Raw genomic sequence first — 17,820 nt, 5'->3', positions numbered from 1 at the left:
TTAGTCAAGGGTAAGGGGCTGGCTTCCCCACCAATCCGGATTTGGTTGCCAATTGGGATCCAGAAAATCAAGCCGTTGCTTTTCCAGGTTGGGCAAAACCCTATCCCTCATATCCGCCAGCCTATTGTTGTACTTTTCTTCATCAAACAACGGATCCGGCTCCGGAAGGCTGGCGTTGGTCTGCTCCAAATAATGGGAAAGCTCTGTTTGCAGCATAACCCGAATGTCGTTGTGCGCTAGGGCAACGTCTTCCTCCTCCCATGGGTCGTCCGGAAGAAAATACAGTGACTGCTTATTGGATTCCCAGTGATGAATCAGCTTCCAAGGTCCCTTACGGATCACACTGGAGGGCACACCGCCCTGATTACCATAGTGAGGGTAATGCCAAACCAGTGCGCGATCGGGCAACTCATACCCTTCCATCAAGGGCTTCAAACTCACTCCATCCATATGTTGCATAGGCAACAGCGGCAGTCCGGCCAAATCCAGCAAGGTTGGAAAAAAATCCGCACCGGTTACCGGGTAGCTGATCCTTTCAGTTGGCTTGAGATGTGGGACACGAATCAGATAGGGAACCCGAAAGCCTCCCTCCCAATGCTGCCCTTTTCCGCCCTTAACAAGCAGATTGCTGGTCGCAAAGGCATCCCCGGCCACCACTCCGCCGTTATCGGAGGTAAACACAATGATGGTCCTTTCATAGAGGCCGAGTGCCTTCAATTGGTCTACTACGATACCGACCGCATCATCCATCGTCTCCACCAGACCCGCATAGACGGGATTGTCCTGTACTATTCGGAAAGGAAGCTTCTCGCCCATTTCAAACCCCTTCTCCGCGATACCCATTTTATGGGCCTTCTCCCGGTACTTAGCCCATTTCTCTTCCGTAGTCTGAATGGGAGCATGCACGGCATAAAAAGACAGCATCGCGAAAAACGGACTGTCTCCTTCTTCCTTCATAAACGCGGCTACTTCGCTTGCCAGACGGGTCGTCAGATTTTCACCCGGAGGACCATCCGTGATCTTGGGGTTTTGATAAGGCGAAAAAAAACCACCCATAGGTGATCCTTTTTCCCAACCTCCTACATTTCGGTCAAATCCATGATCCTCAGGATAGGATCCCTCATCGCCCAAATGCCACTTCCCTGCGTAAAACGTTCGAAATCCTTTCGCTTTGAAAGCCTCCGCCAACGTAGTATGGGCCGAATCCAAGCCGTGACGGTAATAGGCGGGCAGCATGGGATCAAAGCGGTTTTGGTCCCTCCATTCCTCCCCTTCCTTGGCCCCAATCCAATCGGTGATACCATGCCTTGCGGTGAATTGACCGGTCATGATCGTTGCGCGGGCGGGGCTACAAACCCTGCTGCCGGAGTATCCATGGGTAAATATCCAGCTATCCTCTGAAAGCTTGTCGAGGTTGGGGGTCTCGTAGTAAGAACTTCCCATAAACCCTAGATCGGCATATCCCAGATCGTCGACCAAGATAAACAGCACATTAAGAGGTTCCTGCTCTCTTTGCCCGCAGGAAAAAACCGAAGCAATAACCCCTAGAAAGGTAAAAACGATAGCATATTTCATTAGTTGCCTTGGTTTATTTCCGATAAATAGAGCTTAAAAACCGGATTGGCGATCCGGCTAGTGCGCATTAGCTCCTTCATTTGCGCAACCATATCTGGATGATCGACGGCGATATCCTGGGTTTCACCCAGATCGTCGGCCAGATTATACAATTCGATGGGCGGATCGTCGTCCCGATTAAGGTTCAACCGGACGGCTTTCCAATCGCCCATCCGAATGGCCTGTTTGCCTCCCTGCTCTATAAACTCCCAATACAGGTATGGATGCTGTTCCTGCCGCTCATTTTCACCCAGCAGCGTAGGGACAAAGGAAATGCCATCCATATTATGGTCTACCGGACGCCCTATGAGTTCAGCTACGGTGGGGTATACATCCCAGAAAGCCGAAATATGATCGGTAGACCCAGGGGTGATCCTGCCCGGCCAGTTGGCAACCATAGGCACCCGTATGCCTCCCTCGTACAAATCCCGCTTAAATCCACGCAGAGGTCCGTTGCTGTTGAAAAACACCGGATCGGCACCTCCCTCCCGATGGGGCCCATTGTCGGAAGTGAAAATAATCAGCGTGTTTTCCCGTAAACCCAACTCCTCCAGTTTGGCGACTATCTCGCCCACCTGTTCGTCGAGCATCTCTACCATGGCGACAAAGGCAGCCCTCGGATTTTCCTGCGACATGTATCCCCCTATTTTATAGGTCGGACCCTCATCCACTCCCTTCCAAGGTGTTTCCTCAAACCTTCCCAGGTGCTTCTCCATGTAGGCATCCGGTGCGATCAGCTCCGCATGGGGAATGATGGTGGGCACATACAGAAAGAAAGGCCGATCCTGGTGATCCTCTATAAATTTCAGCGTCTCCCTATGTATTACCTCCGGGCCATACACCCCCAGATTGGTGCCGGCATTTTCGGCAAATACTATCGAATCTTGGTTATGCCACAGGTGGAAGGGATAGTAGTTATGGCCAATTCGCTGGCAATTATACCCATAAAAGACGTCCACTCCTTGGTTGTTGGGATCTCCCTCGGAGCGCGGATACCCCAATCCCCACTTTCCAAATGCCCCCGTGGCGTATCCCGCCTCCTTCACATGCTCAAAGATGGTCTTGACCGAATCCGGTAGGGGATACTGTCCCTCCGGTTGGATTTCGTAGTTGCCTCGCACGGGTGCCCTGCCCGTGTGCAGCCCAGACACCAGGGTGCTTCGCGAGGGCGCACAAACCGTGGAACCGGAATAATGTTGGGTAAATACCAAGCCCTCTTTGGCGAGCCGGTCAATGTTTGGTGTTTTTATGATCTCCTGGCCCTGGAAACCCACGTCACCATAACCAAGGTCATCCGCAAGGATGTAGATAATGTTCGGCGGTTTTACGGCCTGTTCTTCAGCTTTTTCGCCACAGGCAATAACAGATAGTATGAGAAAGATTACAGCTAGATTAAAGAAAGACTTCATTTGTTAGGTAGGTTTTGAAATTAGGCACTCACTAAGGTGTGTTTTTTTACATAGTCCGGATCAATCTCAACGCCCAACCCGGACCCCGAGGGAACCTGAACCACCCCGTCCTCACTACTGAGGGAGGAGGTGGCACACTCCAGTGGTATCTCTTTGTTGAATCCTTTGAACTCGTGGTAGGGACCTGCGTTGGGCACGGCCGACACAAAATGCATCATATACAAGTAACCCAATCCCGACCCGGAGATGTGGGGAGTACATTCCATGCCCCGCGCCGCTGCCATGCGGGCGACTTTCATCGAGCGGATCATACCTCCGAAATAAAAAATATCAGGCTGTACAATCTGAAGCGCATTATGGCCGATCAGCCAGCGGAAATTGCGCATACTCGGTTCCTGCTCCCCTCCGGCGATGGGAATGCTTAGTGCTCGGGCCACCTCCAAGGTTTCAGGGTACCAGTCAAAGGGCACGGGCTCCTCGTAAAAGTCGTATCGGTAGGTCTCCATCAATTTACCGATACGTATAGCTTCTTCTGCTGTGTAAGATCCATTCGAATCGGCGTATATGACCATCTCGTCACCAAAACGCTCCCGCACCAGGGGAATCAGCTTTTCGGTTCGCCCCGGAGGAAAATCACGGTTATTGCTCATTCGTCCTCCTACCTTGAATTTCAAGGCTTTGGCATGGGTTTCTCTGACATTTCGTTCGATCAAGTCGATGGATTCCTCGGCAGACCTGCCCCGGTAATTATTTGCTTGGTACACCGCAATCCGTGGGTGGTGGACCTCTCCGAGCAGCTGTCCCATCGAAAGTCCCGACATCCTGCCCATCAGATCCAATACCGCAAACTCCAACGTCGCCAAGGGAACCCAAAATGCCAAATTTTGCATCTTGTAGTTGGAATCATGGACATACACCTCCTCCAATAGGTTTTCCCAATCCCGCAAGTCCTTTCCTATGAAAAAGGGCTGAATCCTGCGGACAAAAATCGGATATAGGTGGGTCATGACCATGTTGTTGCTTACGGAAATACCCTCTGCCCCATCCGTAGACCTAACTCTGCACAGAAAGTTGTCACCAAACCGTAGGAGTTCAATGCTTTTGACAATGATGGGTCGGTCAAAGCGACCGGTGTTCAGCACCGGCGTGGACAGGATTTCATCCAAATCAGACAGGTCGGGATCTCTTTGGTCAGATGCTGCCCATGCCGCATTTCCGACCAATGCCGCCCCACCCAATCCTGCCAAGGATGCCTTTTGGATAAATGTTCTTCTTCCTTTGTTCATGGTGCTTACCGAAGTCCTTCTATCTTAACCTCCACCGCGTACAGACCAGTCCTTGCCGTTACAAACAGCGTTTTCCCATCTTTCCCTCCAAAGGCCAAATTGGCGGGTACCTCCGGAAAAACGATGGTGCCAAGATGCTTACCTTGTGGGTTGATGACCAATACTCCTCCCGGCCCCGTGGCGTATACATTTCCTTCTACATCCACTTTGATCCCATCCGGGGATCCGGCCCCCTGCAAAGAAGTAGCATCAAAAAACAGCTGTCCTTGCCCTACCTTGCCATTTTTGGCTACCGGGTATTTCATGTATTTTTTGGGGCGATCTGAGTTTGCCAAATACAGGGTCTTCCCATCCGGGGACAGGGCAAGGCCGTTGGGTCGGAAAAGATCATCCGCAATCAACGTGAGTTTGCCCTTGTGGAAGCGATAGATTCCATTGAAGCCCAAGGTATCCGTCGCAGCCTTGTCCAGCCCGTAGGGCGGATCGGTAAAGTACACCGCTCCCTTTCGGTCAACGATCACGTCGTTCGGACTATTGAACCGAATACCTTGATACCGATCCACGAGGGTCGAATAGGTGCCATCCGGTCGTAGCATGCCGATTTTTCTACCGCTATGCTCGGCCAATAACAGGTTGCCGACCCGGTCGTAGGTCAGTCCATTCGAGTTGTTGCTCGGCTGGCGAAAGGGGGTTACCTTCCCATCTGGTGTCCACTTGTTGACGGTATTCGCGGGGATATCGCTGAAGAGCAGGTAATTTTCGGAGGAATTCCATACCGGGCCTTCCGTGAAGGCAAAACCGGAGGCCAGCTTTTCTATTTTCGCATTTTTATCGACGATTCGCTCCATGCCGTCATCCAAGGCCACCACGGTTTGTCCATGGGTTGGTGCAATGAAAAGAAGTACGTGGAGCAACCCTGCCGCAAGCAGCGCAAAACATATTCTTGGGTTTAATGTTCGATTCTTCATCAGTAGGTTTGGGATCATGGAAAGCCTAAAATAGCACAAATTTTATCAAAAAATCAGCAGACGTTAGAGGAAATCAACGTTTACTTGCCCTTTTTAGCTGTACATATCAATGCATTCCGCCTCCATTTCCCTGACATTTTGGTGCATGTGCTTCCAAAAACGCTATTCAAGAAGTTACGAGTGGGAACGTTGAAAAATAAAAAACAAGGCTCTATCTTTAGGGCGTATCTTTTAATCGTATCAGAACAGTATACCCTATGGAAAAAATTAAGGTAGCCGTAGTAGGTACCGGCTTTATCGGACCTGCCCACATTGAAGCCCTCCGCAGAATTCCCAACATCGAAGTAAGCACCCTATGTGAAGTGACGCAGGAACTCGCGGAACAAAAGGCCGCCCTGTTGGGGATAGAGAAAGCCCAGCTATTCGACGACATGCTGAAAGACCAAGAGATCAAGGCCGTGCATATCTGCACTCCCAACTTTCTGCACTATGCCCAGTCCAAGGCTGTACTCGAAGCAGGCAAGCATGTAATCTGTGAAAAACCCCTGGCCACCAAAATTGAGGAAGCGGAAGAACTCGTCGCTCTGGCAAAAAAATCCGGCTTGGTGAATGCCGTCCATTTCAACCTACGGTATTATCCAATGGTTCGCCAAATGAAGACCATGCGCGAATCCGGAGAACTCGGAGAGATATATTCTATCATGGGATCCTATCTTCAGGACTGGCTTTTCCTGCAGACCGATTACAACTGGAGACTGGAACCCGACAAATCAGGTGACTCCCGCGCAATTGCCGATATCGGTTCTCACCTCCTCGACCTGACCGAGTACGTGACCGGACTTAAAGTGACCGAGGTAATGGCAGACTTTTCGACCGTCCATAAAACCCGCTTAAAGCCACTCAAGGCCATAGAAACCTACAGCGGAAAGATGCTGCAAGCCTCGGACTACGAAGAAGTACCCATCAATACCGAAGACCACGCCACCGTCATGCTGCGCTTTGACAATGGCAACAAAGGCTCGGTAACGGTAAGCCAGGTAAATGCAGGACGCAAAAACAGGCTCAACATCGAGATCGCCGGATCCAAGGCAAACTTTGAGTTTTGCTCCGAACGACCCAATGAACTGTGGATCGGCAAACGGGAAACCGCCAACCAGCATCTGATGAAGGATCCGTCCCTTTTCACCCCCGAGGCGGCCAAACTGATCAGCTTCCCCGGGGGACACAATGAAGGATTCCCGGATACTTCCAAGCAGATGTTTAGGGAGGTGTATGCGGCGATCGAAGCTGGCAAGCAACCCGAAAACCCAACCTTCCCTACCTTCGAAGACGGTTACCGGGAATTGTTGATCTGTGAGCGGATTATCGAAAGTCACCGGAAACAAGCGTGGATAAAAATCTAAGTAGTTAAACCTATCTACCCTTTATTCCGTTTGATTATAACATTCGCATAAAAATCCTTTCTGACAAATTTTTAAAACATCAGGCAAGCCGAAAGGCGTCTAATGAAGCACATTATTCGCTTGCCTGGTGTTTTTACATCACTTAAACCAATTAAAAACCCATGAAAACAATTACGCTAAAATCTCTCGGGCTATCCTCCCTTCTCATGATTACGGTAGTATTCATGTCCTTCTGCCAAGAGCGCACCAGTCCTCCAAAGAAGGCCGAAGGAACGATCAACGGAGCCAACATTACCGTTAATTACGGCAGTCCCGCGGTGAAAGGAAGAACCATTTTTGGTGAATTGGTACCGCTGGGCAAGGTATGGCGGGCAGGTGCCAACGAGGCGACCATTTTTGAAACCTCAAAGGCGATCAAAGTTCAGGGACAGGAGTTGCCAGCTGGAAAATACAGCTTCTTTATCATCCCGAACGAAAGCACCAGCACCTTTATCTTCAACAAGCAAACCGGACAATGGGGCACCCAATACGACCAAAGCCAGGATGCACTGCGGGTAAATGTAGCCTCAGGTCAGACGTCTACATTGACGGAAAACCTCACCTACGAGATCCATCCGGATGGAATGGAAGTGAAATGGGAATACGGCCGAGCTAAAGTGAAGATTGAATAAACACTTCCAGTTTCAAAAAGAACAAAAGCTGCTCCTGAATATGGGGTGGCTTTTTTTGTTGCCTCCTCTTTCTCAATGGCGGGTGATGCCTAAGGAAGCCGAATGAATAGACCATGCCAACCCTTGGATTTACCTACCCAAAACAGTACTTTCGCCCCCTATGCCATTGGAACGATATTATCGAGAGCTACCGATCGGTGAGGCTATTCCCGACGTAAAAGATGCTCTTGCCCAACACAATACGCTTATCGTGCATGCACCCCCGGGAGCAGGAAAAAGCACCCTCCTGCCGTTGGCACTGCTGGATGAACCTTGGCTGGAGGGAAAGAAAATTCTCCTGTTGGAACCGAGGAGGTTAGCAGCCAGCAGCATCGCACACCGTATGGCAGCCATGTTGGATGAACCTATCGGCAACCGGATCGGCTACAGGATCCGCTTCGAAAGCCGCGTTACGGCCAAAACCCAACTGGAGGTAATCACGGAGGGTATCCTAACCCGTATGATGCAGGGCGACAATGCGCTTGAAGGTGTAGGATTGGTTATTTTCGATGAGTTCCACGAGCGCAACCTTCATTCAGATTTGGGGTTGGCCCTGTGCCGGGAAATCCAGCAGATTTTGCGCCCAGATCTAAAGATATTGATCATGTCCGCAACGCTGGATACAGATCCACTGGCCCGTCTGCTGGCCGCCCCAGTAGTAAAAAGCGAGGGCAGATTATTCCCCATCACAATCCACTACCTAGGTGATGTGGATGTGCGGGTTATTCCGGAGAGCTGTGCACAGGCTGTACGTAGGGCACTTAAGGAGACGCAGGGAGATATTCTCGTGTTCCTTCCCGGGCAGGGAGAAATCAAAAAAACCGCCGAGTTATTGGGTTCGGTACGTCCGGATGTTTCGGTGCATCTGCTCTATGGAAACCTACCCCACCATCGCCAACAGGCCGCTATAGTACCTGACAGGTCAGGCCGACGGAAAGTGGTCTTAGCTACCTCCATCGCGGAAACGAGTCTTACCATCGAAGGCATACAGGTGGTAATTGATGCCGGGTTCTCCCGTAGCGCTAAATTCGACCCAAAATCCGGCATGACCAAGCTGGTAACCCTCCCTGTTACCTTGGATGCCGCTGATCAGCGTGCCGGACGAGCAGGGCGGCTTTCTGAAGGTGTTTGCTACCGGCTTTGGAGCAAAGCCTCCCACCTGGCACGTCCCTCTTTCCGAACGCCGGAAATACTGGAAGCGGATTTGTGTCCCCTCGTATTAGAACTTGCCAAGTGGGGAGATAGCGATGTAAACCAGTTGACTTGGATCAGTCCTCCTCCTACCGGTGCCCGTGCACAAGCAGAGGAACTTCTGGAAAGCCTCGGAGCCCTTGATAATGGCAGGCTTACGGCCCATGGCGAACACATGTACCGGCTCCCCTGCCATCCCCGCATTGCGCACATGCTTCTGATGGGAAAAGAGTGTGGATCGGGTGTATTAGCCGCTGATCTGGCTGCCATTTTAGAGGAAAAAGATCCCCTAGACGAACAGGCCGGAGTGGATATCAACCTACGCGTGGAGCTTTTGGCCCGATATAGGGCTGGATCCTCCAGCCACAAATCTGCCGCCAAAATCGAAAAGGTGGCCGATGTATACCGAAAAATGCTGGGTATTCCGCCCGCCTCCGAGCGGACCGATCCCTTTGCCAGTGGGTTGCTGCTTGCTTATGCCTATCCCGAGCGTATAGCCGCCGCCCGGCCCGGAAATGGTGCCCAATTTCAACTTGCCAATGGCAAGTTGGCCTCCATCAGCCACCGCGACGACCTGGCCCATACTGCCTGGCTGGCCATCGCCCACCTAGATGACAGGGAAAAGATGGGAAAGGTCTTTCTGGCTGCGGCCTTGGATCCAACCGACCTGAAACCTCTGGTGAAAAAGACCGAAAAAATCGCTTGGGATACGGAAAAAGGTGGGCTCATCTGCCAAGAAGAATGGCGGATTGGGCAAATTGTGCTCCAAACCCTTCCCTTGCAAAACCCCGATCCAGAACGGATGAAACAAGCAATTCTACAGGCCATTAGGCGGGAAGGATTGGATCTGCTGGATTATACGCCGGAGGTTAGGCAATGGCAGCATCGGATCATGAGTTTGAAAACATGGAACCCTGACGCTGACTTTCCGGATGTAAGTACCGCGGCGCTTCTCAACAGCTGCCCCATTTGGCTGACCCCTTACCTGGAGGGTGCAAAATCGAAATCCGATCTGAAAAAAATCAACCTACTTGAGGTACTAAAGCACAGTCTTTCCTTTGAAAAGGCACAGCTCGCCGAAACGCTGGCACCCTCCTATATCGAAGTACCCAGCGGATCGAAAATCCAGCTTGAGTACAGATCAGACGGGGAATCTCCCATACTCTCTGTCCGACTGCAAGAGCTGTTTGGTTTGACCCAATCCCCAACCGTAAATGCCGGAAGAAACCCGGTAGTCGTTCACCTGTTATCTCCGGGCTACAAACCGGTACAGGTTACAACTGACCTGACCAGCTTCTGGAAAACGGCCTATTTCGAAGTTCGTAAGGAACTACGTAGAAGATATCCCAAACATTACTGGCCGGAAGATCCATTTACCGCCGAAGCTGTCAGAGGAGTCAAACGAAAAACCTAGACCTCCATTTGGATTATATAGGTTAGGAGCGAAGTTCCTTTCTTTTGGCTTTTTCCCAAGCACCTTTTTGGCCTCCTCTCAGGAAGCGAATCAGTCCAGCGATCACCGCATAGTTCATGACACAAAAATAATAGGGAACAAAAAGTATTTTGAACCTAATCTGCTTGTTTTCGAGAATATAACCCAGCATTGCCGCACAATAGAAGGCCAGTTGGGCTACAAAAAGGGCTTGGTATACCCAGCCGTTGTCCAAAAGTGCAAAATTCATAAAAAAGACGAGAATCAATAAAAAAGGTGTAATCGTCCATCGAAGCACCCGGTGGGAGAGGTACTGAAAAAACAACACCGGTTGTTTAAAAGGGGTGATCTTGTCAAGGAGTCTATGCATCGATTGCCAACCACCTGCACTAATGCGGATCTTTCGCTTTAATTCCTCCTCTACCGATGCCGATCCCGTTTCCATGGCGTACGCATCCGGCTCATATACAATACGATAGCCTTTGGAAGCGATAAGGAGAGACTGCATAAAATCATCCAGAATGGTATCCTCCGGCAACACCTCGTACAAATCGGATCGAAAAGCCACCAACTCCCCTGCCGCTCCTACCGCGCTGTAAAGCTCTGAATCCAGCTTTTTCAGAAAGGATTCGTACTTCCAATAAAACCCTTCTCCCGCCCCGCTGGCATTGTCTGTTTCAGCGGTATAGACGCGCTTCTCCCCCGATACGCACCCTACGGATTCGTCACCGAAATGCCGTACGATGTTTGTGATGGCGTCCGTATTGAGCAAGGTATTGGCATCAGAAAAGACCACAATGGGAGTACGAATCATGGTCATGGCCCTGTTTTCAGCTGCGGTCTTGCCGGCCCGGCGATCCTCATGGAGAAGGGTGATCTGAGGAAATTCCTTGAGGACCTCCCTAAATCCGTCGGTGGAACCGTCAGTGATGAAAAACACTTTGAGCCTATCGGCATTATAATCCAGCGCCAAGCAGTTGATCGCCTTTTCACGGATGATGTCCGCTTCGTTATAACAGGGTATTACCAAACTCACTTCAGGTTGGTAAGAAACCTTCGTGTTGTTGGCATCCTCATTCTTGGATACCATGCGCTTGAGCTTTATCAATGGCAATAAAACCATTCCATATCCGACAAATGCATAAAAAATAATTGCAAGACTAATCCAAAACACAACTTCCATAAAACAAGCTATTTCTACTTACTCCCCTATCCGTTTACAAAATGTTGGCGACAACTACTGCCGGTAAAAATATAAATTATTTCCATGTTGGATTTTGTTTCACCAAAAAATGATTTCAGAAACGAGTGGAAAACACAATTTTCCTTTTATTTTTATCGCTGTTAAACATTCGTCATTTTTGTAGTGGAAGATTAGTAACTTTGATAGATGAACGATTTTGGTCATAGTCTGGGAGGGAAGAGTGAGTTGAGAGGCTCCAGAAACTATTATTTGGGAAGGGGCGTAAAAAATGCCACACTTGACAGAATATTAAAAATAGGCTGCACGACCGCTGACTGCAGTTACGGATACATTGCGTTTTTGGAAAAATCCGAATGGTGGTTTAAATCGGTGTTTGGCATCGAGGCCTCTGACATTCAGCTGGGACCGGAAGCGGGTGTTTTGCACCGCGAGCTAAAAGACTTAACGCTATATGAATCGGCGTTCCCAGTGTCTGATTTTTTGATACAAGGGCAACCTCCAGTTTTCTGGCTTGGTGTTCCGATCTTACAGGAAGAAGGTGAAATTTTGGGTGTAATGGCGTTTGTTCACCCTACCTCCATTGGGTTGAATCCCACCCAGAAAAAGACCCTGAAGTTGTTGGGAGAACAGGTATTTGACGCAATATTGGAAAAAAACCGGGCTTTTGACGAAAAACTACTGAGTAAGGCGCTGGAGCTGTCGCAGGACCTAATCTGCGTCCTACGTTTTGACGGCAGGTTTTCACGGGTAAACAACGCCTTTAGCCGCGTGTTGGGCTACAGTGAGTCGGAGCTGTTTGAGATTTCTATGGAGGACATGGTCCACCCGGATGATATGCTCGAAACCGAAACGCACATAAAATCGCTAATAGCCGGAAATCCTTCCACCCAGTTTAGCCATAGGCTGAAAACAAAAAATGGTGTATATCGCAGTTTTTCATGGACAGGAGCAGTAGATAAAGTCAATAAGTGGCTATTCGCAATCGGAAGGGACATAACCGATGAGCGGGCAAAGGAGGAACAGCTGAAGCAAAGCGAAAACAAGTTCAGGTCATTTTTTGAGAATAGCCAAGGCCTGATGCTTACCCATGACATGGATGGTAAATTCCTTAGCATCAACAACCTGGGAGCTAGGCTTTTGGGCTACAGTGTGGAAGAAATTTTGGAAAAATCCCTATGGGACATCATACCGAACAAGTACCACAACGAAATAGACCGCTACTTTAAAGACATCAAAGAACAGGGAATAGCCAAAGGGCTTATGACCACAAGAGGGTCTAGCGGGACCTACAAAGTTTGGCTTTATAGCAATACCAGGGAGGAAGATATTTCGGGTCAGCCGTACGTGATAGGCAACTCCATTGACGTGACCGAACGTCTGAGACTGGAAAAAAGCATCCAAAACGCCAAAGAACTCCTTACCCAAACCCACATGATGGCGCGGGTCGGGGGTTGGAAGTATGACCTGACAAAAAACGAAATCCACTGGACGGAAATCACCAAAAGCATACATGGTGTAGGCGAGGAATATATCCCTCAATTGGAGCCGGCAATAGCATTCTTCAAAGAAGGAAAGGACCGGGAAAGAATGAGGGAGATCATCGAATTGGCGACCGAATATGGCAAGCCATGGGATGAAAAGCTCAAGTTGATTACCGCGCAGGGCAAAGAGATTTGGGTACGTATCATCGGGGAGGCCAATGTTGAGGAGGGAGTAATCACGCATCTATACGGCACTATTCAGGACATAGACGATCAGGTAAAAAGCGTGGAAATAATCCAGCAAAAGGAACAGATGTTGCAGGCTATTTCCATTGCGACCGACGAGTTGCTTTCCAACTCCAACCTATTTGAGGCCATCGCCAACTCGTTGGAAATCATTGGTAAAGCGGTAAATGTAGATAGAACCTATTTCTTCGAAAACGGTACGGACGAGGAGGGCAACAACAGTACGTCGCAGCGCTTTGAGTGGAGCTCCGAGGAGGCTGTGCCCATGCTCAACAACCCTGATCTTCAGCATATTCCCATCGAATTTTTCAGTGATTTTTATAAACCTATGGAAAAGGGGCAGCCATTTTCCGCCATTATTTCATCTCTTCCGGAGGAAAACGAGACCCGAAAGTTTTTGGAATCACAGATGATCCGCTCAATTCTTACGATTCCCATTTTCAACAGCGGAGAGTTTTGGGGATTCATCGGCTACGACGAGTGCAAATTTGACCGGATCTGGTCGGAAGCTGAATTATCTCTATTGAAGAGCTTCGCAAACTCCATCGGGAATGCCATCGATCGGAAAAACCTCGAGGAAAGACTGAGAAGTTCAAAGGAAATGGCTGAAAAAGCCAGTGTTGCAAAGTCCGAATTCCTGGCGAATATGAGCCATGAGATCCGCACTCCTCTCAACGGCATCATTGGATTTACCGACCTACTGGCCAAAACCGAGATGAACGACTCCCAGCTTCAGTATGTCAACATCGTCAACCAATCCGCCAATACACTTTTGAATATCATCAATGATATCCTTGATTTTTCGAAAATCGAAGCCGGCAAACTTGAACTAGACGTAAGCAAAGCCGATATCTATGATCTGGCAGGACAGGCCACCGACGTGATTTCCTTCCAGGCCCAAAACAAAGGAGTGGAAATGCTCCTTAATCTTTCCCTTAACTTACCTCGATACATTTATATCGACGAGATTCGCCTAAAACAAATTCTTATCAATCTACTGGGGAACGCAGTTAAGTTTACCGAAAAAGGCGAAATAGAACTAAAAATCTATATGGTTAGCCAAACCGGCCCCAAGTCCCACGTTCTTCGATTTGAGGTTCGAGATACTGGTATAGGAATTAGCAAAGACAAGCAACTGAAAATTTTTGATGCTTTTTCCCAAGAGGACAATTCCACCACAAAGAAATACGGTGGCACAGGGCTAGGCCTGACGATCTCGAACAAACTACTCCGCATGATGGGAACCGAACTTCATCTACTTAGTGAGCTGGGAAAAGGGAGCACCTTCTTTTTTGATTTGAATCTAGAAACCGAGGAAGGCGAGAAATTGGATTTGGAGGACCTTTCTTTCCTGGAAAACGTCCTTGTCGTCGATGATAACGTAAACAACCGTTTGATCCTACGGGAGTTTCTCATCAGCAAGAACATTCAGGTAATAGAGGCCCAAAACGGGTATGAGGCACTCGAAAAGCTGGAAAGCTTTCCTGCGTTTGACCTCGTACTGATGGACTACAACATGCCTTACATGGATGGCCTGGAAACCATCAAAAAAATAAGGGAGAGTTTTCCTACCCACGTGTCAGAAATCCCTGTCTTACTGCTACATAGCTCCGCAGACGATGAGTTCATTCACGATGCCTGCAGAAAGTTGCGCGTTGCCGGAAAGCTTGCCAAACCCATCAAGCTGACCGATTTACTGAAAACATTGGGCAAAGTAAACCCGAAAAACCAGACCAATCCACATGTTCAGTTAGTGGAACGCGACCCGGCCATGGTCCGATCCTTCAAAGTATTGATCGCCGAGGACAATACGATCAACATGTTTTTGGCAAAAACAATCGTCAAGAAGATTTCCCCTAATGCAGAGATAATTGAGGCCCGAAATGGAAAGGAAGCAGTAGAGCTTGCCAAAAAGGAGATACCAGACATCATCTTGATGGACATTCAGATGCCGGAAATGAGTGGGCATGAAGCGACTCAGGCCATTCGGAAACATGCAGACCTGATCAAGATACCCATCGTGGCCGTTACAGCAGGTAATATCAAAGGAGAGCGGGAACACTGCCTGGAAATTGGGATGGTGGATTTTGTCCCTAAACCGATCGTAGAAGCCAGTATACGGGGGGTATTCGAAAAATGGCTTCCGGCAGAGAATGGGTTGGCGCGTAATGAAGGAAATGTAAAGGCGGAGGCTTTCCCAACAGCAGACGAAAAGAACAAAAAACACTTTAACATAGATAAGCTCGTGGAATACATGGGAGATAACCATGTACTTATTCGGGAAGTTCTACGTCTCACCATTCAGGAAATAAACCTGTCAGAATCCAAACTTAGCGATGCAATCGCCCGGAAAGACTACCTTCAAGTGAGAGCCGAAGGACATAAGCTCAAGGGATCGGCACTGACAGCCGGATTAGATACTATGCTTGATTTCGCCTTGGTATTTGAGAATTCGGACCAATCGCTTTCGGATGCCGAGAAAGCCCTAAACGGGTTTAAAGAAGAATTAAAAACAGTTCAGGAATTAATTCAGGATTACCTTCAGAAAACCGCCTAGGCCACAGAAGTCGGTTTATAGAAACTTAACACTGTTTTTTAGCTGATCTCGGTATTTGGCACCTATAGGCACGATCTTTCCGGAGACAACTGCCGTATCGTTATCAAAATCTGTCAAAAACTTCAAATTGATCACCCAAGATCGATGTACTTGGATAAATTCCGAGTGGCCGATTAACTTGTCGAGGAAATTGGAAATGGTGGATTTGATCACGAATGATTGATTGGAACACTTTATGTTGATATAATCACCTTTCCCTTCACAGTAGTGAATATCTGAAAACAATACCTTTTTGAATATCCGATCGTCCTTTACAAAAATAAAATCACCAGAAAAGGAGTCGGGATCTACTCTCATGGATGTTTCCTTGCATTTCTCAATGCCTTTTAGAAAATGATCGTAGCTGAATGGCTTAGGCAAATAAAAGCATGCGTTGGTTTCGAAAGCAGAAATCGCGTTTTGGTGATTTGCTGAAATGATGATCAGGGACCCCGTGTACTGACTGTGCTTCAGCAATTCAAATCCATTCATCTCGGGAAGTTCTATGTCCAGAAAGATCAAATCTATCCCCGATTTGTTTTCGATCAAGTAGTTTAATCCCTCAATGGCATCTGTAAACGAGGCCTTTAATTCGGTTCCTTTGGTTTTGGAAAGATAGAAAGACAACACCTCAATGGAGGCCGGATCATCGTCAATTACAACACAATTCAGCATTCAGATAGTTATTATTCGTGAAAAATAGAGAAAATTCTATGTCTTTTTCCTTAGTAACCGCTTAATTTTCTAATTTCTTTTGCCGGGACCCCTCCTACTAATGTGTACGCAGGCACGTCCCTCGTCACCACTGCCCCCGCAGCCACCGTCGCTCCTCTTCCTATCCTCACACCTTTTAACACCATCGCACGAGTTGCTATCCATACGTCATCCTCGATGGTTATTCTCTCACTCTTGCCGGGCTCCTTGCTGTTTCCCGCCTTGTGAAAATCCCCGTCCATTATGATGACCTGATTGGCTATCTGTACATTCGACCCAATGGAGATATGCTTACTTGCCGAAAGAATGGTACCGGTGTTCACGAACGTATTGCTTCCAATCTCTAACACGGCATTTTTTCCTGCATACAATTGCGTTTCACCCATATGTGCCCATATGCGCACCCTGTCATGAAGCTTAATCTTTCCGCTCCCCTCAACACGGGGCGCACCCCGAAGTGCCACCAACTTTCCCAGCTCGCAGTTTCTCAAACGAATTCTGGCATTTATCAATCGCCATAAGGAAGCATACAATACCGGGAAGACCTGCCAATATACTTTTAGCCGCTCCCTATTAGTTGTGCTTAATCGCCCAAATAACTCGTAACTTTTTTCATCAACCTTTTCTTTTATTTTATCTTTCAGCATAATTTATTAGTAACCTTCATTTGAATATATGACGAGAAATATTAATTTCAAAAAAAGGAATAATATAAAAGCTGTAATTACAGATACATTAAAACAAATTCAAAAGATGAATTAATTAATATATAATAAATAATGATTTTAACGCATAAAAAAATGCATTTGGTTCGACACTTCTTTCCAATTGCACATTTTTTGAGGATTGTGACGATCGTGCTGGTTGTTTCCATTTCGCAAAATCTGTCCGCCCAAGACCAATTGGGTGGGTACTCGTATTTTGACCTTAACCAAAAACTGGAGGAACAACTTCCTTCCTTGGATTCACTGATTGATTTAGCTCTAATGAACCATCCCACCGTTAAACTGAATGAAGAGCTTATCGGTTCGGCAGAGGCCCGTGTGCGGCTGGCAAAGAAATCTTGGTCCTCGCTGGTTCGTGGCTACTTTGATTACGGATATGGCAACCAAGCGATCATAGCCACAGGCCCTCAAGGTGGTGATTTATCCAACATTGCCAACGGCTACCGGGCAGGGGCCAATCTAAGCATACCACTCTCGGAGATTTATACACGGCGGGATCGGATCAAGCTTCAAGAGCATGAGCTTCAAGCCACCTATTACAAGACAAAGGAAATGGAGCTAACCATAGCCAATCAGGTGATAGAAGAATACAACATGGCCATTTCTGCACAGCGTATGATGAACATCCGGTTCGATATGCAACAAAAAGCCAAAAGCAATTTACTTCAACTGGAACTCGAATACGCCAGCGGTGCCATCGATGGTACTGCCTATGTCCGAAACGCTGAAATATTTGCCATCGCCCAATCCGAATACGAAAGCGCGCGGATGAACTTTATGCGGTCAATCCAGAAGCTAGAGGTGTTGATCGGTATACCGATAAGTGAAATTTTGAGATAAC

General features: G+C 48.2%; 12 protein-coding genes. 5 read left to right on the top strand and 7 right to left on the bottom strand.

The window, feature by feature from the left end; genetic code table 11:
• From ADIS_RS07360 to ADIS_RS07345, 4 genes are read right to left on the bottom strand one after another with little or no spacing between them, the layout of a single operon-like run.
• Window positions 1-1,575, bottom strand: a complete 1,575-nt coding sequence (locus ADIS_RS07360) for a sulfatase (RefSeq protein ID WP_010853774.1) — start codon at window positions 1,573-1,575, stop codon at window positions 1-3.
• Window positions 1,575-3,023 (bottom strand): arylsulfatase, encoded by a 1,449-nt coding sequence (locus ADIS_RS07355; protein ID WP_010853773.1) that lies wholly within the window; start codon window positions 3,021-3,023, stop codon window positions 1,575-1,577. The genes ADIS_RS07360 and ADIS_RS07355 overlap by 1 nt, the downstream gene beginning before the upstream one ends.
• A gap of 20 nt (window positions 3,024-3,043) precedes the next feature.
• Complete coding sequence (locus ADIS_RS07350; RefSeq protein WP_010853772.1) at window positions 3,044-4,309, bottom strand: mandelate racemase/muconate lactonizing enzyme family protein; 1,266 nt, start codon at window positions 4,307-4,309, stop codon at window positions 3,044-3,046.
• A gap of 5 nt (window positions 4,310-4,314) precedes the next feature.
• Entirely contained in the window at window positions 4,315-5,277 is a 963-nt protein-coding gene (locus tag ADIS_RS07345; protein ID WP_202900559.1) for an SMP-30/gluconolactonase/LRE family protein, read from the bottom strand.
• A 257-nt stretch (window positions 5,278-5,534) separates the two neighbouring features.
• Between ADIS_RS07345 and ADIS_RS07340 the strand changes: the two genes are divergently transcribed.
• The 3 genes from ADIS_RS07340 to hrpB all read left to right on the top strand — a co-directional run bounded on the left by ADIS_RS07340 (window position 5,535) and on the right by hrpB (window position 9,995).
• The gene (locus ADIS_RS07340) at window positions 5,535-6,680 is read left to right on the top strand and encodes a Gfo/Idh/MocA family protein (RefSeq protein WP_010853770.1); all 1,146 of its coding nucleotides are present in this window, start codon (window positions 5,535-5,537) and stop codon (window positions 6,678-6,680) included.
• Between the two features lie 161 nt (window positions 6,681-6,841).
• Entirely contained in the window at window positions 6,842-7,351 is a 510-nt protein-coding gene (locus tag ADIS_RS07335) for a DUF2911 domain-containing protein (protein ID WP_035805107.1), read from the top strand.
• A gap of 160 nt (window positions 7,352-7,511) precedes the next feature.
• Entirely contained in the window at window positions 7,512-9,995 is a 2,484-nt protein-coding gene (hrpB, locus tag ADIS_RS07330) for an ATP-dependent helicase HrpB (protein ID WP_010853766.1), read from the top strand.
• A 22-nt stretch (window positions 9,996-10,017) separates the two neighbouring features.
• Here hrpB and ADIS_RS07325 read toward each other — a convergent pair whose 3' ends face one another.
• Window positions 10,018-11,196 (bottom strand): glycosyltransferase family 2 protein, encoded by a 1,179-nt coding sequence (locus ADIS_RS07325; protein ID WP_010853765.1) that lies wholly within the window; start codon window positions 11,194-11,196, stop codon window positions 10,018-10,020.
• Window positions 11,197-11,403: 207 nt separating this feature from the next.
• Here ADIS_RS07325 and ADIS_RS22260 point away from each other — a divergent pair, with 207 nt between their 5' ends.
• Complete coding sequence (locus ADIS_RS22260) at window positions 11,404-15,501, top strand: response regulator (RefSeq protein ID WP_010853764.1); 4,098 nt, start codon at window positions 11,404-11,406, stop codon at window positions 15,499-15,501.
• A gap of 15 nt (window positions 15,502-15,516) precedes the next feature.
• Here the strand turns inward: ADIS_RS22260 and ADIS_RS07315 are convergent, their stop codons facing one another.
• Together ADIS_RS07315 and ADIS_RS07310 are read right to left on the bottom strand one after the other, a co-directional pair.
• Window positions 15,517-16,215, bottom strand: a complete 699-nt coding sequence (locus ADIS_RS07315) for a LytR/AlgR family response regulator transcription factor (RefSeq protein WP_010853763.1) — start codon at window positions 16,213-16,215, stop codon at window positions 15,517-15,519.
• A 50-nt stretch (window positions 16,216-16,265) separates the two neighbouring features.
• Entirely contained in the window at window positions 16,266-16,901 is a 636-nt protein-coding gene (locus ADIS_RS07310) for an acyltransferase (protein WP_010853762.1), read from the bottom strand.
• 153 nt (window positions 16,902-17,054) lie between these two features.
• On the opposite strand from ADIS_RS07310, the gene ADIS_RS07305 reads away from it, so the two are divergent.
• Window positions 17,055-17,819, top strand: a complete 765-nt coding sequence (locus ADIS_RS07305; RefSeq protein WP_155907245.1) for a TolC family protein — start codon at window positions 17,055-17,057, stop codon at window positions 17,817-17,819.
• Window position 17,820: the final 1 nt, after the last annotated feature.

Source organism: Lunatimonas lonarensis (assembly GCF_000390185.1).
GTDB classification, from domain to species: Bacteria; Bacteroidota; Bacteroidia; order Cytophagales; family Cyclobacteriaceae; genus Lunatimonas; species Lunatimonas lonarensis.
The sequence above is the reverse complement of the archived record's forward strand: the minus strand, read 5'-3'. Positions and strand labels throughout refer to the sequence as shown.